Origin of the sequence: Helicobacter sp. 13S00477-4, from assembly GCF_002272785.1 — a bacterium.
Classification (GTDB): domain Bacteria; phylum Campylobacterota; class Campylobacteria; order Campylobacterales; family Helicobacteraceae; genus Helicobacter_J.
Genome location: NZ_MLAS01000006.1, coordinates 57,800 through 78,487 on the forward strand (window position 1 = coordinate 57,800; position 20,688 = coordinate 78,487).

Sequence of the window (20,688 nt, forward strand, 5' to 3'; positions counted from 1 at the left end):
TTGTTTAGTGTTTGTTGATTTTAGCAAGTTTGATTTAAAAATTACTTTATTTTTGAGAAGCATTCATAAAAATTTGATTGTAAGAAATAGAAACCCCTATAAAAACATTTGTACCGACTTCTTTAAAAAATCTTCCCTTAAGCATATAAAAGGTTATGAAAGGGGCTATGGATAGATTTTTGTATAGATTTGTATCCATCCTTATATCCAATTCAAGTTCATATTGGGGATTATGAGAAGGTTTGTAATCATTGATAAGATAATCCCTAAAGCTAAAATGATAGCTTACATTGACATTATCTTGGATTTTTTGCTTCACATCAATGCCTGTTTGAATTCCTAAGCTCTCTACAGGTCTTTGATAGGTAAAATCTTCTTCTCCAAAAAGACTCAGATAAAGATTTTTGATATAGTTCCCTTCAAAAATCTTAAATCCACTGCTAAAACGTAGGATTTTTATCCTGTTGAGTCCAGGTTGAGGAGTAAACTCTGTCCGATAGCTTAGCTGGATATAAGGACCTAATTCAAAACCACCAAGCATATTTTCAAAATCCCAAATCCTTTGTGTATAATCTGTGGATAATAAAATTCTATCCAGGGTTTTATTATCTATTCTTGGTCCAGTTTCAGGACTGATAATATTCCTCCCGTATTCTGTTAGGAGGGAATTGAAAATTACAAATCTTTTGGCATAATAATTTGCATCAAATTCTCCAAAAGTTTGTCCGACAATTTGAGAATTTCCTCTAATGCGGCTATTGGAAAAATCTTTATAGATATTTTGATTTTTTAATGAGGTTGAAGAAAAGTTTAAAGATATTCTTTTGAGTTCTAAATGCCAACCTCTTTTGGTTGTATCAATATCAAGATCTGTATCTTCTCCAAAAAGATTTTTTAAAATTAAAAGCAATAAAATCCATTTAGTTTTCTTCATTCATTTTACCTTTAATCTTATCAAGCCAATTTTGAAGGGTTTTTTCAAATGCTTTTTGTGTATGTTTGACAAATATGAGTGGCTTTTGGAGATATTTTTGTTTAACCCAGCCTCCATAATCATGAGGATAAAGATACTCATTAGCTTTTGGGATAATATTTTTAGGAATAGAGAGGATTTCACCTTTATTCACACTTTTAATAGCTTCATTGATTGCATTATAGGCTGTATTTGATTTTGGTGAACAAGAGAGATAGATGACGCATTGAGAAAGAATAATTCGTGCTTCTGGATATCCTATTTTAGACACTGCAAGCATTGTTGATGTAGCTAAATTTAGGGCATTGGGATTAGCATTCCCAATATCTTCACTGGCTAAAATTACAAGTCTCCTAGCTATAAATTCAGGATTTTCGCCTCCACAAATCAATCTAGCTAAATAATAAATAGCAGCATTTTCATCACTCCCACGGATAGATTTGATGAGGGCACTGATGAGATTATAATGGGTATTGTTTTCACTACTGCCATCATTAAGGCTTATGGGACGGAGTGTCTTTAGAGTATCAATATCGATATTTTGTTTTTCCATTGCTATATCCAAAAGATTAAGCATTGCTCGTGCATCTCCTCCGCTTGAACTGATGAGGTATTTTTTTGCTTTTTCATCAATAGTGCAAGGATAAAGGGCAAGGGTTTTATTTAAAATGGATTCAAGATTAGTATCGCTTAATGGCAAAAATTCAAACAATAAAGATCGAGATCTTATAGCTGCAGTGAGTGTATAATAAGGGTTTTCTGTACTTGCTCCAAGTATAATAGCTTCTTGATTTTCCATAATTGGTAGTAAAAATTCTTGCTGGGTTCTGTTTAGGCGGTGTATTTCATCAATAAATACAATAGGTTTTGTCAATGTATTTTGATAAGTTTTTAGATTTTGACGTAGCTCTTCTAATTTAAAATTAGTTGCATTAAATTGCAGAAATGGTTTTTCTAGCTTTTGGGCAATAAGTCTTGCTAGGGTTGTTTTTCCACTGCCTGGACTGCCATAAAAAAATGAATGTGGGAATGTGCCTGATGAAAAAACTTTAAATAAAGCAGATGAGGGATTTAAAATATGTTCTTGTCCTATAAAATCTTCTAAGATTTTTGGACGCATTAAATTGGCTAAATTTTTCATCAATAATTTAATTATTTTTTGAATATTATTAATTCATAAGAACTTTGTTTTACACTGACTCCGGTATTTTGAGTTTGAGATTTTTTTTGTAGATTTGATCGAAGTTCCTCATTCAGCAAATCAAGTTCATCTAGTCTTTCTTTTAGTCGTAAGATGATGTCTACACCTGCAAGATTTACACCCATATCACGCGTAAGCCTTAGTATTGTCTTGATTTTGTCAATATCTCTTTGTGAGTACAGTCTCATCTTTCCATCTGTGCGATTGGGTTCAATTAATCCTTCTTTTTCATATTGTCTGAGGGTTTGTGGGTGGATTTCAAGTATTTTTGCAACGACGCTGATAAGATAAACAGGTTCATCATAGCTATACATAAGTTTTATCCTTTTTTATGATTTAGGGTAGTTGTTCTTCAAGCATTTTTTTGAACTCTTCTGATAATGAGTCTATGTTAGGTAGGATAATATTTGCTTTCAGATAAAGATCACCAATATGACCACTTTTTCTATTTTTTACTCCAAGTTCTTTGATGCGAAATTTTTGAGCATTTTTTGTATTGGCAGGGATTTTTAAGTTGACTTCTTTATAAAGGGTAGGGATAGAGATTTTCCCTCCAAAAAGAGCTATTTTTAAAGGTATATCAAAAGTTTTGGTTAAGTCATCGCCATTCCTCATATATTCTGGATCGGGGGCAATATTTATTTTTAGCAATAAATCCCCTTGCATACTTCGATTTTTTTTACCTTTTTCTCTTATCCTAATCGTTTCACCTTCGTTGATACCTGCTGGGATTTTTATATCAAAGCTATCATTTTGTAAGTTGATATGTTGTTTTCCTCCAAGTACGGCAATGGTAAATGGTATTGTAAGGTTTGCGTGGATATTCAAATCAGGTTCAAAACCAAAACCAGCACCAAATCCAAAACTATTCCCTCCTGATCCAAATCCTCCAGCACTACCAAATATTTGAGAAAGTATATCGTCTAAATTGATACCTGCTCCTCCCTGAGATCTTGCAAAATCACTAAAATCTTGCCCGCCAAACATATTATCACCAAATTGATCGTATTGTGTTCGTTTTTTTTCATCACTGAGGATTTCATATGCTGCATTGATTTCTTTGAATTTTTCTTCAGCTTCTTTGTCTTTATTCACATCTGGGTGATATTTTCTTGCAAGTTTTCTATAGGCTTTTTTGATTTCTTCAGGACTTGCATTTTCACTGACTTCAAGGGTTTTGTATAGACTTTTGCTCATTTAAAGCACTCCCAAAATTATTCTTTAAAATTCCAAATTCTTTAAGTTTATTATATCATAAAAGTTTAGTATGAGTCAATCAACTTTATTTATATCATCTATAAAAAATTATTAATGCAAGGTTTGGAACTTTTTTTGCTAGCAAACTAAAATTAAAATAGTTTTATAAAATTATTGTTTTATGTCAGAACAAAGGATATCAATGCTAAGGAAGCTTGTTTTGTGTTGTTTGTATGGAGGGATAGTGTTTGCTGCGAGTCCAAAAACTCCGGAAGAAGCATTTATGAAAGGTATTGTCAATGGGCATATTGGAGCTTTTTTTCAGCAATCTACAAAACAGGATCCTACTTATGGTGATTTGAATATGTCTTTAGGATACAATTCTCAGAGATTTATGGGCTATAAGGTTGGTGCAGAAGTTTGGCTTGTGCCAAAACTCTATGAGGCGAATAAAAATGATTTTGAAAGGGCACAAAATATATTTGTATTTTCTAAACTTTATGGAGATTTTTATAATGAATATGAGAAGTTTGGTATTACATTAGGTCGTTATGAAATCAACGAGGAATGGATGACTCATAATACTGAAGGTTTGAGTGTTACATATGATAAACTTGATAATATTTCTTTAGCTTTTGTATGGGCTTTTAGGAATGCTTATGTTAAAAATTATTATTTGAGTGATGGTTTTAGGAAAATGTTTGATTGGTCTGGAAGTCTTTTGCTTCGTGCTGATATTCAAATACCAAATGCCCCTTTAAAAATTGAACCTTATTTGTATATCGCACCGGGTTTTTTTATCTCTCCAGGTATTAAATTAAAATTACATTTACCATTGAAACAAGGCATTTATTTTGACAGTCATATTCATTTGCTTTCTTATGTCCCTTCTGAAAAATATTATAAAGTTTCAAGCAGTAGTGGTTTAGTCTGGATTGAGGGATTAATGGGGTGGAATGGTTTTGAAGGAGGTGTAGGACTTGTAAGTGTTGGGGGTGGAGTAGGGGTAAATCGTATTGATTCTTTTGGTCAACATACTCCATTTGAAAGAACAGTTGGTGTATTTTATGGAAATGCTGTTACGGTTTATGGATTTGCTTCTACAAAGATTATGGATTATGTTTCTTTATATGGAGCAATTAGAGGTACATTTATTGATAAAAAAAATATTTTAAATTGGGAAGCTAGAATTAATTTTGATATTTATAAAGGGGTTGAATTGGGTTTAGGTCTTTTAGGAATGTCAAATCAAACTGAAGCTATAGGTTATTTTAATGGAACAAAAAACTATATAATGGGTCGTGGTTTTATTCAGTATAGTTTTTAGTTTTATAGATTATAATATATTGTAAAAATTTTATAATATAAAATAAGGAGATTTATGAAAAAAGTTATCTTAGGTTCAATTCTTTCATTTGTTGTTTCAGGTACAAATTTTGCCAATGCTTTAGAGGTTACTGTTGATCCATTTGGCTATTTGGGTGTTTTATACAATCAAGGTATCCAGTCTTCACCTCATAGTTATATTGGTTTGAATGCACGTGCAGGTGCAAATTTTTTATTGGATAATAATTGGAGTTTAGGGCTTGGTGCTATTGGAGCTTGGAGTGTGTTCAGTAACAAACAGGCGAATGCTCCTTATAAAAGTTCTGGGGATATTTCAGATGCATATGTAAAATATAATACTGAAAATTTAAAACTAGCATTTGGTAGATATAATACTGATTTTGTTGAGTTTGATTGGTTGGCTGGGAATATTCAAGGTATTTCTGTAAAAATCAATGATAGGGGTATGAATTATTGGGGAATCTATATGGATTCTATACTATATAATGGATATCAATATAGTGGTCAACAAGGAAAAAGGATTGCTACTGATTTGAATGCTTTGGCTGCTTATAACCCTACAGCGAAAAAATCTTATGTTGGTGGAGAGGTTATTGCCGGAGGTGTTGATTATACCTATAAAGATTTTAGGATTTCTCCTTTTGTATTAATAGATACTCAATTGCCCACAATTACAAAAGGTGCTCTTGTGCAAGTTGGAGCAAAAGCTGGGTATGCAACTGATTTTAGCGGATTTCATTCTACTACACTTTTACGTGGAATGTTTCAATATGGTGATACTGATGGATTGGCTGGAGATGATCTAGCTGGACTCATTTGGATTGAAGAAGCACTCAAGCATAAAATATTTAACTTTGGTGCAGGATTTTATGCTGTGCTTGGGGCAGATGGTAAAGGATCTCTTTGGACATTCAGCGATAGGAGTAAATTTTATGGAAGAGGTATAAATTCGCCAGGTGTTCCTGCACCATATTTTGCTAATTCTACAGTAACTGGATATTTATTTGGTGGTTTAGATACAAATCGAGTACGAGTTGATGCAATGGTTGCCTTTGGAGTTTATCAAGAATATTCTTTGATGGCTGATTATAAAATATGGCAACATCGAAATATGAAATTCAATGCTGGCGGAGGTTATGTCTATTCTTATTCTTCAAAAGTTCTTAATGATATTGGCAATAGTTCTCTTGTGTTTTTTGGTAAATTTTCCTATTGATTTAAGCACGCTTTATTTTTGACGATATATAGGTTTGTTGGGTTAAATCTAACAAGCCTACATATTATAAAGGAACAATGATGAAAACTAAGATTTTTGGTTCTGTTGTATTGATGGGAGCTTTTTTAAGCAGTATGAATGCAGCTGATTTTACACCTTTTGGACATATTGGTGGATTTTATGATAAAGGTTTTGGAGATGGCAATAAAATGCTTGATGAAAAAGATGACAAAACCAAAACTTCTCAATATGGGGGTATAACTGCTCAAGTTGGACTAGATGTAGGATTTGGAAATGTTCACATTGGCGCTGCTGGTTGGGGAGCTTTTCCTGTTTATGGAATTCCTAAAAATATTGGGAATGGCGACAACTATGCTCAAAATATGTATAGTACCGACTATGCTGATCTTTCTGATTTGTATGTGAAATATGATGGTCAAATGCAATTAGCTGTTGGTCGATTTGATAATAGTTTTTTAGATTCTGATTGGATTATTGGTCATACTCAAGGGGTTGCTGCGAAATGGGATACAAAATACTTTGGAGCTTGGGCTACTTGGGTGAATGATGCTTCTACTTTTGGTTATCAGCCAAATCGTTTTGGTTCTGAACTCAGTGCTTTTAATAGGTATAGTTCAAGTTTTAATCATTTTGATATAGGCAAGCGGGATCTTTTTGCTGGAGGGATCAATATTGATTTAGGATTTTTGAAAATTGATCCATTTGTCCATTATTTTATGGGTGGTGTTGGATATGCTGATGAAAGGAATCATTCAATGATTCAAGCTGGCACAAAACTGGCTTTAGAATTTGGCAATGATAATGGAGTCAAATCAATCACTACTGGAAGATTTTTATGGCAAAATCTTTTTGATGTTGATAAGGATGATACATTTTTACTTTGGGTTGATGAAGAAGTTCGTTTTAATAATATTGTAAAAGCTGGTGCTGGCTGGTATACTGTGGGTAAAAATAATGGTATTTCCTCAATAAATGACAAGGCAAGATTCTATGGTTGGAGATATTTGACAGGAGATTATAGTAATTATTATTTTGGCAGGAATGAAAGCAGTTGGTATGTATTTGCTGGATTAGAAACAAATATTATTAATTTTGATTTGCTATATGCAAATGGAGATTATAATGAATTTTCTGCTATTGTTTCTTGGAATGTATTTGAAACAAAATATCTTGGATTGCAAATTGGTGGGGGGTATGTGAGCAATGGTTTCCAAAAGAAAGAAATATCACAAAACAATGCTGTAGCTTTTGCTAAAATAACTTTTTAAATCAATCAATAAATCCTAAAAGTTATCTCATTGAGATTGACTTAAAGGATTTATCCTTTTATTTGATAAGCACTTCTTAAAGACTTCAATAGATTGTGATATCTATATCATATATAACTTATAAATATAAAATGCCAGAATGACGAAATTTGAACCTAAAAATGTGTATCAATGTATAGTGAAATGTTGATATATATGAAAGGGAAGTTTTGGGTGGTACGCTCGACAGGATTCGAACCTGTGACCTACGGCTTAGAAGGCTGTTGCTCTATCCAACTGAGCTACGAGCGCAAGATATGGTATCTATGCGTGGTACGCTCGAAGGGAGTCGAACCCCTAACCCCCAGATCCGAAGTCTGGTGCTCTATCCAATTGAGCTACGAACGCAAAAATAATTAACCATGAAATCAAAATTAAAAAATTATGGGGTGGGTGATGGGGATCGAACCCACGACCCTCAGAGCCACAACCTGATGCTCTAACCAACTGAGCTACACCCACCATAAAGAATGTCTAAAGCAATGGTCGGGGCGAAAGGATTCGAACCTTCGACCCCTTGGTCCCAAACCAAGTGCGCTAACCAGACTGCGCTACGCCCCGATAAAATATGCTTAAGAGGGCGAATTATAGCTTAACCCTATCGTTTTTGTCAAGACTTTAGTTGATTTGATTTGGATATAATATTTTAATCATTTTTAATATCTTTTAAATCTTAATAAAATATTATTTTTTCAAATTAATAGCTTCTTTGATGAGATCATCACCAGTGCTAAAGGCTTTGGCATTCATTGAATAACCTCTTTGCATTAAAATCAGATTGGTCAAAGCATCACCTACATCAACATTGCTTGTTTCAAGGTATTTTTGCAAGACTTTTCCAAATTTTAGTTTGCCTTCTTTGTCATCCCATCCTAAAATTGGATTCCCGCTTAGTATTTTGTTGTTTCCATTGTATGTGTTTGAAGTCATTTCTAATAAATTACCCCCGACTTTCCTTAATCCTTGATCGTTTACAAAAGCAGCAATGCCTATCCTACCCATAGGCTCATAAGCCCCATTACTAAATGCTAGGTATATGATTCCATTACTATCAATACGGACTTCTTTTAGTGACCCTTCTGGCTTTCCATCTTGTATCACGCCTGAGAGTTTAGAATCTTGATAGGGCATATTGGTAGATTTATGTTCTTCATCTCCAGATAAAGAATATTGGATTTTATTACCCTTGAAATCAATCTCCATTGGTTTGGCAATGATGTTGTTGTTTTCATCAAACTCTATACTTTCTTCGGTAGGATTTTTACTGATTAGGAATTGGGCTTTATCGTCATAAATAGCACTTTTGACTTGCCATTTTTGATTGGATGGAGGGTTTGAAAATTTATCTCCTGAATTTGTCATAAAATAATCACTTTTTAAGAGGAATTTTTTACCATCCTCATCATATATTTCTATCGAAGTGCTATAAAATGGGACTTTTATAGGATTTGATTCTTCTGAAGAACCTTTTTTAAGAGGTGCATTCATCATATTGATACCTAACTTTTCGGCTAAATTCCCTTCTATTGAGAGATTCATATCTTGAGCATTGTTTATAATACTTAGAGTTAAGGGTTTTTTTGGTTTATTGTTGGCATCTCTTGTTACATCTAAATCAAGATTTGTTTTATCTTTGATGAGTTTTTGTAAATCTTTGATCGTTTTGAATTCATTTTTGTCTTCTCCTCCAGAGCCATATGTGAATTCAAAAGATTGGGGTTGTCCATCTTTGGATGTTATAGTCAATTTTAGTGTTTTGAATAAATTCGATTCTAAGGGTTCATTATCATTATTTGCTAAAGCATTGAAATCTTGTTTTGCAAATAAGTCTTCTAAAAGATTGCCTTGAGGATCTAGAAATATATCTTGAGCATTTTTAAAGTCAGTTTTTGGATTGAGGTTGATGTTTGCTTGTACTTTTGTGGTCAAGACAGGATGAAATTTTAATTCTTGAGGGATATTTATCGGTGAGAGGCTATTTTCTGCAAGTTCTTTTATGTCGTTATCAGGATCATTGCTTGATGTAAAGATTCCATTTTTAATCTTATCTAGATTGATGCCATATACATAATAACCTTGTGAATTCACCAAGTACCCATCGCTGTCTCTGCTGAAACTCCCATCCCTGGTAAAATAATTTGCTTGATCTTGCTCATAACCATCTTTTTCTATTTTGAAATGCCCTGTTTGGTTCGGTCCTACAATAAACCAACCTTTGCCTTGATAAGCCATATCAAATTCACCATTTGTTTGATGGTAGTTGCCACTTTTGGTTGAAATGGCATTGCTTGATCCTGTTGCACCAAAATTCCTATCATTGCTAATAGCAGAAGAACCATTGAGTGAATCAAGGTGTGTGGAAAAAAGACTTTTAAATTCAGGTATATTTTCTCTATAACCATTCGTATTAACGTTGGCAATATTATTTGAGATACTATCAAGACCAAATTGATGTGTTTTTATACCACTGTAAGAATTTAAAATTGTATCATTCATAAAGCTTTTTCCTTATCGTAAAATTCAATGGCACTATCTAAAGGGAGTATCATTTCTCCCAAACGCAACATTGGAGTGCCTTTATTGAATAAAATACTTTCAACTTCTCCTCTGCCTATACGTGTTTGGTGGTATTGGTTGGTTTTAGGGTCTAGGTTGTATTCTGCACGGATTTCATAAGTCCCATCAGGGACTTGAGTACCTTTTTCATCAAGTCCATTCCATGTAAAATCAATATAACCTTTTTGACCATCTTTGGCATTAATGGGTAGGGTATTGATGAGTTGTTTTTTTTCATCAAAGATTTGAATAACTGGATTTCCCTTAGCAGAATCAATAGGTAAATCAAAGTAGAGTGAAAAGGATACATCTCCTGAACCTTTTATTTTTACTCCACTCACATCAGTCTCTGCTATTTTCCCTATCATAGAAATTGTATTGAGTGCAGAGATTTGTGCCATATTAGAACTGGATTGAGTGCTTGCTTCCATTCCTTTGTTTAGATTTTCAAGGGTTTCTTTCAGAGAACTTTGGAAATCTTTCAAAGAATCATTAGTTTCCTTGGTTGACTTCATTGCTTCAGCGACTTCTTTCATCGTCTTTTTATTTTCTTCTTGCATTTCTACTTGTGTGAGTTGAGCAGTTTGTGTGATGATTTTATCTGTTTCCATAGGAGCAGTAGGATCTTGATTTTTTAATTGCTCCAAAAAGAGTTTCATAAAGGCATCTTTATCAAGTCCATTAGCTATTTTAGGTTGGTCATTTTTTTTTGCTGCGGCTGCTTTAGCACCTGTTACTTCAGCTAGGTCGATCGCCATTATTGCCTCCTATGCATATTTTGGTAAGATGATTTCCATCGTATCGTATGGGATTTGAGGGATATTTTTGATTTCTTCGTATTGTTTCAAGCTATTTTTGTTCCTTTTTTGGTTGCTTGAATCTTGATTATTTTTTTGAGGATTTTCTTGAGAAGAAGAAAAATTCAAATCCACGCCATTGAAACCTATCATTGCTAGATTTTGACGCAGTTCGGTTTGATTTTGGACAAAAAGTGCCATAGCTTGATTGTTTGAGATGACATTGACTTGGAGGTTTTTGCCTACTTGCTTGATAGTTAGTTCAAGCTTGCCAAGTTTTTCTGGATGGAGCTCCAGTGAGATTTTGGTCATAGGAGGTTTATAATTTTTTATCTCTTCTTTGAAGTTTTGGACAAAATTTTTAATTGTTTCTTTAGCACTGTTGTTCTTATAAAGAAGGTCATTTTTTACATCAATACCTAGTGTTGTAGGGGAATCTTTTTCTTTTAAAGGTGTTTCTTTGACTTTTTCTTTGGCTTTGCGTACTTCTTGATTATTATCTTTTTTTTTAGTTTTTTCAAGTAAAGAAGTTTGGGTATTATTTTTTTCAATGGTATTTTCATTTTCAAACTGTTTGTTTTGTTCTTGAAGTTTTTGGGCTAATGTTGCTACTGTAAGTGCGGTTCCAGTAGAGTTAGATTTGCCTTCGGGGGTAGATTTTTTAGTTTTTTTTTGTGTAGGATCTTTTATTTCTTTGACAAAAGATTGTGAAATTGCTTCTTGGAGTGTTTGGTTTTTTTCTTGATTAGCTTGAAGTTTTGCTTCTCTTTTTTCTTGATAGATTTTTGGAGCGACGATATTTTTGGGTAATTGAGTACCTCTTTCTATGATGGCTATTTTTTCATCTTTTCCTTCTGTTTTATATTCAATTTTATGTTCTTGATTGAATTTCTTTCTTTCTTTGAGTTCTTTTTTGTCAATTTCATCAAGGGTTTTTAGGGCAAAAGTTAGAGGCTTTTCTTCAGGTTTTTGATTTGATGTTGTTGGAGGAGTTTTGCTTTTTTGTTCAAGTATATCTTGAGTCATTTGTTGTTTTGGAGGATTTGGGATGGACTTGTTGTCTATTTTTTCTGGATGTTGTTCTATATTGATATTTTTTGCAGATAATTTTTTTTCATCAGAGAGTGTTTTGATATCGGAGATTTTTTTTTCAGTTTGAGGTTTGATTTGAGTTTGGGATAATATTTTTTCATTGGGGGATTTTATATCTTCAGTTGGTGTATTGGTATCGTCATTTTTTTGCACATCGTGTGTATTCAATGCTATGATTTTATCTGTAGTATTTGATGGAAGGTTTTTGTCTTTTGTATTGCTAATAATTTCTTTGTCTTTTTTGTCTGGTTTGGTTGAGTTTTTTGTTTGTGTATTTTTATCTTCAACACCCAATAGAGGATTTTTGTCTTTTATGCTATTAGTTATATCATTAGTAGTTTCTTTATCTGTTTTGAGATTTTTTTCAAGGATATCTTTGAAATCAATTTCTTTTTTATCAGTATCTTTAATTTTTGTATTTGAAGCTTTTTTAGAAGGAGCTTGCACCTCATTGGAAGCATTAACATTATTGAGGATATTTTCTAACATAAGGAACCACCTAGTGAAATATATACCTAACAAACAAGCAAAAATAATTCCATATATATAAATCTATGTATAAGCTATAAGACTTTATACTTCCAAAATAATTTTATATTCAAAATAAAGAGAGAACAATGCAAAATATTAGAAATATAGCAGTGATTGCCCACGTAGATCATGGTAAAACGACTTTAGTAGATGGTCTACTGACACAATCAGGGACTTTTGGAGATCGTGAGAAAATAGATGAGAGGGTAATGGATAGTAATGATTTGGAGAAAGAAAGAGGTATTACTATCCTTTCTAAAAATACTGCTATACATTATAAAGATACAAAAATAAATATTATAGACACTCCCGGACATGCTGATTTTGGTGGAGAAGTTGAACGTGTGCTTAAAATGGTTGATGGAGTGCTTTTATTGGTTGATGCACAAGAAGGTGTAATGCCTCAGACTAAATTTGTTGTGAAAAAGGCATTGAGTTTTGGGATACGACCGATTGTGGTTGTCAATAAAATTGATAAACCAGCTGCAGAGCCAGACAGAGTAGTCGATGAAGTGTTTGATTTGTTTGTCGCAATGGGGGCTAACGATAATCAGCTTGATTTTCCTGTGATTTATGCTGCTGCAAGAGATGGTTATGCGATAAAAAATCTTTCTGATGAAAAGAAAAGTTTAGAATCTCTATTTGAAGCTATATTAGAATATGTCCCACTCCCTACAGGTAGTGATGAAAGTCCTTTGCAGATGCAAATTTTTACCCTTGATTATGATAACTATGTAGGTAAAATTGGTATAGCAAGGGTTTTTAATGGTCGTGTGAAAAAGGGCGAAAATGTAATGCTTGCTAAAGGAGATGGAACTAAAGAAAGTGGCAAGATTACTAAACTTATTGGGTTTTTGGGTCTTGCTAGGACTGAGATTGATGAAGCTCAAGCCGGAGATATTATAGCTATCGCAGGGTTTAACGCTGTGGATGTCGGTGATAGTGTTGTTGATCCAAATAATCCAATGCCATTAGATCCGATGCATTTAGAAGAGCCTACAATGAGTGTATATTTTTCAGTAAATGATTCACCTTTAGCAGGACTTGAAGGTAAACATGTGACTGCTAATAAACTTAAAGATAGGTTATTGAAAGAAATGCAAACAAATATTGCGATGAAGTGTGAAGAAATGGGTGAAGGAAAATTTAGAGTATCTGGTCGAGGTGAACTGCAGATCACTATTTTAGCTGAAAATCTTAGGAGAGAGGGATTTGAATTTAGTATTTCTAGACCTGAAGTGATTATCAAAGAAGAAGAAGGAAAAAAACTTGAACCTTTTGAGCATTTAGTCATTGATACGCCTCAAGATTTTAGCGGCACTATCATTGAACGTTTAGGACGTAGGAAGGCAGAAATGAAAGCGATGAATCCTATGGGGGATGGTTATACAAGATTGGAATTTGAAATCCCTGCACGTGGTCTTATAGGCTATCGGAGTGAATTTTTGACTGATACAAAAGGGGAGGGAGTTATGAATCATTCCTTTTTGGAATTTAGACCCCATAGTGGTAGTGTTGAGTCTAGGAAAAATGGAGCACTCATCAGTATGGAAAATGGTGAAGCAACAGGTTTTTCACTTTTTAACATTCAAGAACGTGGTGTATTATTCATCAATCCACAAACAAAAGTTTATGTAGGGATGATTATTGGCGAACATAGTAGAGATAATGATTTGGATGTCAATCCCATTAAGGCTAAGCATCTGACAAATATGCGTGCTAGTGGGAGTGATGATGCCATTAAGCTTGTCCCGCCTAGGGATTTGACCCTTGAGAGAGCATTAGAATGGATAGAAGATGATGAAATTCTGGAGGTTACGCCATTGAGCATTAGAATCCGAAAAAAATATCTTGATCCAAATCAAAGAAAAAGGATGACAAAAAAATAATAAATTTTTATGAATATTAAATATAATAAATAATAGAATATTTCAAATTTTTTAAAATGAATTTTGATTCAGGAGGTTTAGAAATGAATACTTTTGTTGAAGCAATGAATTTTAGATGTGCTTGTAAAATCTTTGATAAAAACAAGAAAATTCCTATTGAAGATTTTGAGGTTATTTTAGAGGCTGGTCGGTTGACTCCAAGCTCATTTGGCTTAGAACCTACAAGATTGATGGTAATAAGAGACATTCATTTGAGAGAGGAAATGAAGCCTTTATGTTGGAATCAGGAACAAATAACAAGTGCAAGTGAATTGGTGGTGTATAAATCAAAAGTAGCTGACTTAAAAGCACCTACACATTATACAAATGTGATGGTTGGCAGAAGGATGGGGACAAAAGAGGCTTATGAAGCTTATGGAAAAAGGATCAGAGGTTTTTTGCTTGATAATGATTTGCTTGATGAACATATTATCAATTGGACTTCAAGGCAGGCTTATTTGATGGCAAGTTCAATGATGAATGCTGCAGCATTCATTGGCATTGATTCTTGTCCAATGGAAGGTTTTGAACAAGCCAAACTTGAGAAGCTTTTTGGAATTGATACTTTTAAAGAAAGGATAGTATTGATAGTAGCATTTGGTTATCGCCTTAATGAATTATCACCTAAAAAATATCGTATTCAAATGGATGAATTAATAGAATATAAATAAAATTATGAATATTTAAAGGAGTTTTTATGATAACCGTTGTAAAGCGGAATGGACGTGTAGAAGTTTTGGATATCTCAAAAATACAAAAATATACTTCAAGTGCTGTAAAAGATCTCAAAGGTGTGAGTCAAAGTGAATTAGAAGTTGATGCAAAAATCCATTTCAAAGATAAAATTACCACAGAAGAAATTCAACAAACTCTTATTAAAACAGCTGTGGATAAAATTGATGTTGACACTCCTAATTGGACTTTTGTTGCTGCTAGATTATTTTTATATGATCTTTATCATAAAGTAAGTGGTTTTACAGGTTATAAAACATTAGAAGAATATTTTCAAAGAGGTGAAGATGAGGGCAAAATTCTTAAGGGGTTGAAAGAAAGATATGATTTAAATTTTTTGAATACTCAAATCAAACAGGATAGAGATTTGCAATTCAATTATTTAGGTATTAAAACACTTTATGATCGTTATTTGATTAAAGATTCTCAAAATCGTCCTATTGAACTTCCTCAACATATGTTTATGGCAATTTCAATGTTTCTAGCCCAAAATGAAGAAAACTGTAATGAATGGGCAGTGAAGTTTTATGATATTATAAGTAAATTTGAAGTCATCGTAGCAACACCCACTTTAGCAAATGCTAGGACAACTCGCCATCAATTAAGTTCTTGTTATATAGGTAGTACGCCTGATAATATTGAAGGTATTTTTGATGCTTATAAAGAAATGGCTCTTTTGTCCAAATATGGTGGAGGTATAGGTTGGGATTTTAGCCGTGTCAGAAGTTTAGGTAGCTTTATAGATGGGCATAAGAATGCTGCTGGTGGCGTGGTACCATTTTTAAAAATAGCTAATGATATTGCTATTGCTGTTGATCAGCTTGGGACAAGAAAAGGAGCCATTGCTGCTTACCTTGAAATATGGCATGTTGATATCAATGATTTTATTGATTTGCGTAAAAATAGTGGTGAAGAAAGGAGGAGGGCACACGATCTTTTCCCTGCAATCTGGATTTGCGATCTATTCATGAAACGTGTGGAAGAAAATGGATTATGGACACTTTTTGATCCTTATGAGTGTAGTGAACTTACAGAACTTTATGGCGAAGAGTTTGAGAAAAAATATTTAGAATATGAAAATAATCCTGATATTATCAAAGAGCAACTCAATGCCAAGGATTTGTGGAAAAAGATTTTGACTAATTATTTTGAATCTGGTTTGCCTTTTTTGTGTTTTAAAGATAATTCTAATCGTGCCAATCCTAATATGCATGTAGGGATTATCAGGAGTTCAAATCTTTGTACTGAAATATTTCAAAATACCAATCCGAGTCATTATGTAGTTGAGGTTGAGTTTGTAGATGGTAGTGTGGAGATTTTAGAAGAGGAAGAAGAGATTATTACAGATGCAGGCATAAAGAAAAAGGCAAATAAATTGACTAGCATTGATAGCCTTAAGGGCAAAAAAATCTTCATTGCTACTCGTAAACAGACTGGAGGAGATACCGCTGTTTGTAACCTTGCTAGTGTAAATTTGAGTAAAATCTATACATTAGAAAATATCCAAAGGGTAATGCCAATAGCGATCCGCATGCTTGATAATGTAATTGATTTGAATTTTTATCCTAATAGAAAAGTTAAGGTTACTAATCTTCAAAATCGTGCTATTGGTTTGGGGGTGATGGGGGAAGCTGAAATGTTAGCAAACTCTAAAATACATTGGGGTTCTAAGGAGCATCTTGAGAAAATAGATGAGGTTATGGAATTCATTAGTTACAATGCTATTTTGGCTAGCTCCAATTTGGCTAAAGAAAAAGGAAAATATCCCCAATATGAAGGGTCAAATTGGAGTCATGGTATTTTCCCTATAGATAAAGCCAACAAGGAAGCATTAAAGCTTGTTGATAGGGGTGGACTCTTTGGTAGCAGTTGTGATTGGAATAAGCTCAGAGAGACTGTTAAGACTCAAGGGATTCGCAATGGTTATTTAATGGCAATAGCCCCTACTAGTTCTATTTCGATTTTGGTAGGTACAACACAGACGATTGAACCTGTATATAAGAGGAAATGGTATGAAGAAAATCTAAGTGGACTTATCCCTGTTGTTGTGCCAAATTTGAATTTGGATACTTGGAATTATTATATTTCTGCTTATGATATTGATCAATTGGATTTAATTAAAGCTGCTGCTGTGAGGCAAAAATGGATTGATCAGGGGCAAAGTACAAATATTTTTATGCGTCTTGAAAAGGCGAGTGGTAAATTGCTCAATGATATTTATATGTTAGCTTGGAAATTGGGGTTAAAATCCACTTATTATTTACGCAGCGAAAGTCCAAGTGTTGATGAAAATGTAATGGATCGATCAGTAGAGTGCTATAATTGTCAATAACAGATTGACTGAATATCAATCCAGGTGATCTATAGCTATATTTAAGGAAGAACATTGTTAAGCTATAGATTGTTATTAGTTATTTTTATTATCGCACAATTACATCCCAATGAACTTGAAGATAGTCTTAAAAATGGATATAAAGAGGAGCATTTTTTAGCTTCAAATGAGCTACCAAAAAATCATTATTATTTTGGATTGGGCGTTGGTATAGTCCATCCGCATTCAATGGGAGATAATATTAAGGATAAGAAAAAATTTGATTTTAAATCCCAATTTCAAAATATTAATATTGGTCCTTTTTTAGATGATAGTTTTTTAAAGGATCATATCCCTTATAATCATAATCATAGTATTGGTGTTAGTATTGGATTTGGGTCTAAAGAAAGTGCTAGGGGCATAGCCCTTAAAGCAAAATATAAAGAAGAAAAACAACAAAAAATCAAACAAGCTCAAAAGTATAGGGAAAGACAAAAACAACAACAAATCCAAAGTCAGATTGAAAACTTGCTTGAAGATAGAAAAATCATAATACTTACCAAAGGTGAGCAAACTAAAGCCAAAAAAGAATCTAAAGGATACATGCCAAAGAAAGGTTTGTATTTACAAATTGCAGTATTGAATCATGCAGATATGAATATCCAATCAATATTGAAAGGCTATGATTTTAAGATATATTCTAAAGGGAAGATTAATAGGTATTTACTAGGTCCTTTTGCAAATCTACTTGAAATAGTAGCTATTAAAAACACTGCAGATAGTTTTGCAAAAGAGTTTGAGCATAATGATAAAGCTCAAGCCATTTTATATGAAGTGAAGTAAAGATTTTATTTGGTTTTTTAATCTTTCGCATTTGGTGTGAAAAGTTTATAGTTATTGATTTTAAAATCTTTGATGATATTTTGTCCTTTAGTGCTAGTTATCCAATCGCTAAACAAAACAGCATCCTTATAATTGACATTTTTACATTTTTTTGGATTGATAGGGATAATAGAATAGAAATTTTTTAGAGCATCATCTCCTTCTACTAGAATCACAAGTGGTTTTTTTCCTTTCAGGGTAGAAAGGTATTTTATATAGGTTCCTCTATCGCTTAATGTGATCGCATTTTGCTCATCTGTGATATTGATAGTAGCCAACATGCCTTGTCCACTTTGTATGTACCATTTTTCTTTTTCTGGGAGATTGCCTTCAGTTTCTTTCCATAGGGCTATTTCTCTATCATTGGTGCCAGATTTATCACCTCGTGAAACAAATTTTATTTTATCTTTTTTGATAGTGTTAAAAGCTTCTTTGAGGTTTTTTCCAGAAAATAATTTGGAATATCTTCTATTTCCAATAATGACAAAGTCATTATACATCACCGGTTTTCTATCAATGCCAAACCCTTTTTGAATGTATTTTTCTTCGGCTTTGGGTGAATGCACTAAAAGGACATCAACATCGCAATTTTCTCCTAATTTTAGAGCATTCCCAGTCCCTACGCTGACCCATTTGAGTTCAATGCCAGTATCTTTTTTAAATGCAGGTGCAAGAACGTCAAGTAGTCCTGTATTGTCTGTGCTTGTGGTTGTAGCCATTTTAAGTTCTTGGGCATTTATGTTATATAGGCATAAAGCTAAAAATCCTATCATAAGCGATTTAATATTTAAGTCAAACATCGTTATAATACTCTGAAGTGTTATTGTTTTTTTCCATATCGATTAAGATTATATCAGATTTCCTATATTGAGAAGGTTTATTTTGGATTTTATTCAGGAAGGTTTTATTCAAGCCCTTAAGCTTATTGTTCATTTTGATCCACAGACTTTAAGTGCGATTCTTGTTACGATAAAGACATCTTGCATTTCAATATTGATTGCTTTAATTATCGGGTTGCCTTTGGGGTTTATTTTGGGGTATTTTGATTTTTTTATGAAGAGATTTTTGAAATTGATTGTTGATACATTTTTAGCAATGCCTACAGTTGTGATTGGATTAGTTTTGTATGCTTTGATTAGCTATAGGGGACCTTTTGGGGAATATGGACTACTTTATACGATACCTGGCATTATTATTGGTCAAAGTGTATTGGCTTTGCCTATTATCATTTCTTTGAGTAGCACGGCAGTAGAAAATATGGATAAAAAACTTTCTTTGACGCTTCAATCTTTTGGGTTGAGTAAAATGCAGATGATAAAAAGTACTTTATTTGAATTGCGTTATGCTTTGCTCGCTAGTGTAGTAGTAGCCTATAGTCGTGTGATTTCAGAGATTGGGATTGGAATGATGATAGGTGGGAATATCAAATGGCACACACGCACCATGACTACGGCTATTTCTTTAGAAACAAGCAAGGGGGAATTTGCCTTAGCAATTGCGTTAGGAATTATTTTAATAGCTATTGCTTTGTGTGTGAATGTATTTTTGCAGTTTTTGAGGAAGAAGGGATGATGCAACCTGTTTATGAAATCCATCGCCTTAAAAAAAAATATGGAGAAAAGCAAGTTTTAGATTTAGAGGATTTTGAAATTTTTCAAGGAGAAGTGTTAGGTATTGCTGGAAAAAATGGATCAGGAAAGTCAACTTTATTGCGACTATTGGCGTATTTAGAAGTGCCAAATGGTGGAGAAGTGTGTTATAGAGGTTTTTCAAATCCCAGTTTGTCGTATCGTCGTGAAATAGCAATGATGTTTTCAGAACCTTGTTTGCTTAAAAGGAGCGTGAAGGAAAATCTAATTTTTGGTTTAAAAGTCCGAGGAGAAAAATATTCTGAAAAACAAGTTTTTGAAGTGCTTGATTTGGTGGGTCTTGAACCCAAAAAATTCATTGATAGATTTTATACAGAGCTTAGCAGTGGTGAAATGCAACGTGTTGTATTTGCTTCTAGGATAATTTTTTCTCCAAAAGTTTTGCTTTTAGATGAGCCTACGAATAGTTTGGATTCTGATGGGTTGCCAAAATTTAGTAAAGCTATTGAGTATGTGTGTCAAAATTTTGATACCACTATTGTGATTGCTTCTCACGATAAAGAATGGCTAAAAGGTATTGTCTCAAGAGAAATTTTTTTATATTCAGGTCAGATTATAGACCCTAAAAATACCTTTTTCTTTGATGGGTATTGGCAGAGAGATGAAGAAGAAAATTTGTTTTATGATTTTGGAGATGGGCAAATTTTATCAGTGGATAAAACTATTTGTATTGCTAAAAATAAGCGATTAGGATTGAGTATTTCAAAGATTTTTTATGAAGAAAATAAAGATGCCCTATATGGCAAAATCATCGCTATAGAAAAGATGCAAGATCAGATAGTTCTTTCAATACAAATAGCCAATGAAAAAATAAAAACAACAATGATGCAAGAAGAATATTTTCAAGCTAAAATCACTATTGGGCAAAAAATTTGGATAATGTTTGATATTCAATACCTTCAATCTCACCCCTCCCTTCAATTAATAATCAAAGACTGATATTGAAAT

At 33.1% G+C, this 20,688-nt stretch carries 17 protein-coding genes and 4 tRNA genes; 9 read left to right on the forward strand and 12 right to left on the reverse strand.

All coding sequences use genetic code 11. From position 1 onward, the window contains the following. Nucleotides 1-46: 46 nt before the first annotated feature. Genes BKH44_RS04150 through BKH44_RS04165 form a run of 4 tightly spaced genes read right to left on the reverse strand, consistent with a single transcriptional unit; the run spans nt 47 to nt 3,371 of the window. Nucleotides 47-934 carry a hypothetical protein gene (locus BKH44_RS04150; protein WP_095270341.1) on the reverse strand — a complete coding sequence of 296 codons (888 nt, stop codon included), beginning with the start codon at nt 932-934 and terminating at the stop codon, nt 47-49. Continuing rightward, nucleotides 921-2,114 carry a replication-associated recombination protein A gene (locus tag BKH44_RS04155; RefSeq protein WP_095270343.1) on the reverse strand — a complete coding sequence of 398 codons (1,194 nt, stop codon included), beginning with the start codon at nt 2,112-2,114 and terminating at the stop codon, nt 921-923. The genes BKH44_RS04150 and BKH44_RS04155 overlap by 14 nt, the downstream gene beginning before the upstream one ends. 11 nt (nt 2,115-2,125) lie before the next feature. Then, a complete protein-coding gene (locus BKH44_RS04160; RefSeq protein ID WP_095270344.1) occupies nt 2,126-2,488 on the reverse strand; it encodes a helix-turn-helix transcriptional regulator in 363 nt (120 codons plus the stop codon). 22 nt (nt 2,489-2,510) lie between these two features. Continuing rightward, on the reverse strand, nt 2,511-3,371 hold the full coding sequence (locus tag BKH44_RS04165) for a DnaJ C-terminal domain-containing protein (protein WP_095270346.1): 861 nt from the start codon (nt 3,369-3,371) through the stop codon (nt 2,511-2,513). A 202-nt stretch (nt 3,372-3,573) separates the two neighbouring features. Here BKH44_RS04165 and BKH44_RS04170 point away from each other — a divergent pair, with 202 nt between their 5' ends. From BKH44_RS04170 to BKH44_RS04180, 3 genes are all read left to right on the forward strand, one after another. Further along, nucleotides 3,574-4,698 carry an Opr family porin gene (locus tag BKH44_RS04170; protein WP_180674108.1) on the forward strand — a complete coding sequence of 375 codons (1,125 nt, stop codon included), beginning with the start codon at nt 3,574-3,576 and terminating at the stop codon, nt 4,696-4,698. A 54-nt stretch (nt 4,699-4,752) separates the two neighbouring features. Continuing rightward, on the forward strand, nt 4,753-5,934 hold the full coding sequence (locus BKH44_RS04175; RefSeq protein WP_095270349.1) for a hypothetical protein: 1,182 nt from the start codon (nt 4,753-4,755) through the stop codon (nt 5,932-5,934). An 80-nt stretch (nt 5,935-6,014) separates the two neighbouring features. Then, nucleotides 6,015-7,223, forward strand: coding sequence for a hypothetical protein (locus BKH44_RS04180; protein ID WP_095270350.1), 1,209 nt, complete (start codon nt 6,015-6,017; stop codon nt 7,221-7,223). 214 nt (nt 7,224-7,437) lie between these two features. Here BKH44_RS04180 and BKH44_RS04185 read toward each other — a convergent pair. The 7 genes from BKH44_RS04185 to BKH44_RS04215 all read right to left on the reverse strand — a co-directional run bounded on the left by BKH44_RS04185 (nt 7,438) and on the right by BKH44_RS04215 (nt 12,196). Beyond that, nucleotides 7,438-7,514 (reverse strand) — tRNA-Arg (locus BKH44_RS04185). Between the two features lie 19 nt (nt 7,515-7,533). Then, nucleotides 7,534-7,610, reverse strand: a tRNA-Arg gene (locus tag BKH44_RS04190). A gap of 37 nt (nt 7,611-7,647) precedes the next feature. Beyond that, nucleotides 7,648-7,724 (reverse strand) — tRNA-His (locus BKH44_RS04195). Between the two features lie 21 nt (nt 7,725-7,745). Then, nucleotides 7,746-7,823 (reverse strand) — tRNA-Pro (locus BKH44_RS04200). A gap of 123 nt (nt 7,824-7,946) precedes the next feature. Further along, nucleotides 7,947-9,758, reverse strand: a complete 1,812-nt coding sequence (locus BKH44_RS04205) for a flagellar hook-basal body complex protein (RefSeq protein ID WP_095270352.1) — start codon at nt 9,756-9,758, stop codon at nt 7,947-7,949. Next, nucleotides 9,755-10,576, reverse strand: coding sequence for a flagellar hook assembly protein FlgD (flgD, locus tag BKH44_RS04210; RefSeq protein ID WP_095270353.1), 822 nt, complete (start codon nt 10,574-10,576; stop codon nt 9,755-9,757). The genes BKH44_RS04205 and flgD overlap by 4 nt, the downstream gene beginning before the upstream one ends. Before the next feature lie 9 nt (nt 10,577-10,585). Then, entirely contained in the window at nt 10,586-12,196 is a 1,611-nt protein-coding gene (locus BKH44_RS04215) for a flagellar hook-length control protein FliK (protein WP_095270355.1), read from the reverse strand. Between the two features lie 128 nt (nt 12,197-12,324). Between BKH44_RS04215 and typA the strand changes: the two genes are divergently transcribed. The 4 genes from typA (at nt 12,325) to BKH44_RS04235 (ending at nt 18,052) form a co-directional block, all read left to right on the forward strand. Next, nucleotides 12,325-14,127, forward strand: coding sequence for a translational GTPase TypA (gene typA / locus BKH44_RS04220; RefSeq protein WP_095270356.1), 1,803 nt, complete (start codon nt 12,325-12,327; stop codon nt 14,125-14,127). Nucleotides 14,128-14,210: 83 nt separating this feature from the next. Then, nucleotides 14,211-14,837 carry an NAD(P)H-dependent oxidoreductase gene (locus BKH44_RS04225; RefSeq protein ID WP_095270358.1) on the forward strand — a complete coding sequence of 209 codons (627 nt, stop codon included), beginning with the start codon at nt 14,211-14,213 and terminating at the stop codon, nt 14,835-14,837. Nucleotides 14,838-14,863: 26 nt separating this feature from the next. Further along, a complete protein-coding gene (locus tag BKH44_RS04230) occupies nt 14,864-17,230 on the forward strand; it encodes a ribonucleoside-diphosphate reductase subunit alpha (protein ID WP_095270360.1) in 2,367 nt (788 codons plus the stop codon). A 54-nt stretch (nt 17,231-17,284) separates the two neighbouring features. Beyond that, a complete protein-coding gene (locus BKH44_RS04235) occupies nt 17,285-18,052 on the forward strand; it encodes a hypothetical protein (protein WP_095270361.1) in 768 nt (255 codons plus the stop codon). A 17-nt stretch (nt 18,053-18,069) separates the two neighbouring features. On the opposite strand, the gene tupA is transcribed toward BKH44_RS04235, so the two are convergent. After that, nucleotides 18,070-18,876 carry a tungstate ABC transporter substrate-binding protein TupA gene (gene tupA / locus BKH44_RS04240; RefSeq protein WP_257842590.1) on the reverse strand — a complete coding sequence of 269 codons (807 nt, stop codon included), beginning with the start codon at nt 18,874-18,876 and terminating at the stop codon, nt 18,070-18,072. Between the two features lie 97 nt (nt 18,877-18,973). On the opposite strand from tupA, the gene BKH44_RS04245 reads away from it, so the two are divergent. After that, the gene (locus BKH44_RS04245) at nt 18,974-19,663 is read left to right on the forward strand and encodes an ABC transporter permease (RefSeq protein ID WP_095270363.1); all 690 of its coding nucleotides are present in this window, start codon (nt 18,974-18,976) and stop codon (nt 19,661-19,663) included. Further along, entirely contained in the window at nt 19,660-20,679 is a 1,020-nt protein-coding gene (locus BKH44_RS04250; protein ID WP_095270365.1) for an ATP-binding cassette domain-containing protein, read from the forward strand. Before BKH44_RS04245 ends, BKH44_RS04250 begins: the two co-directional genes overlap by 4 nt. Nucleotides 20,680-20,688: the final 9 nt, after the last annotated feature.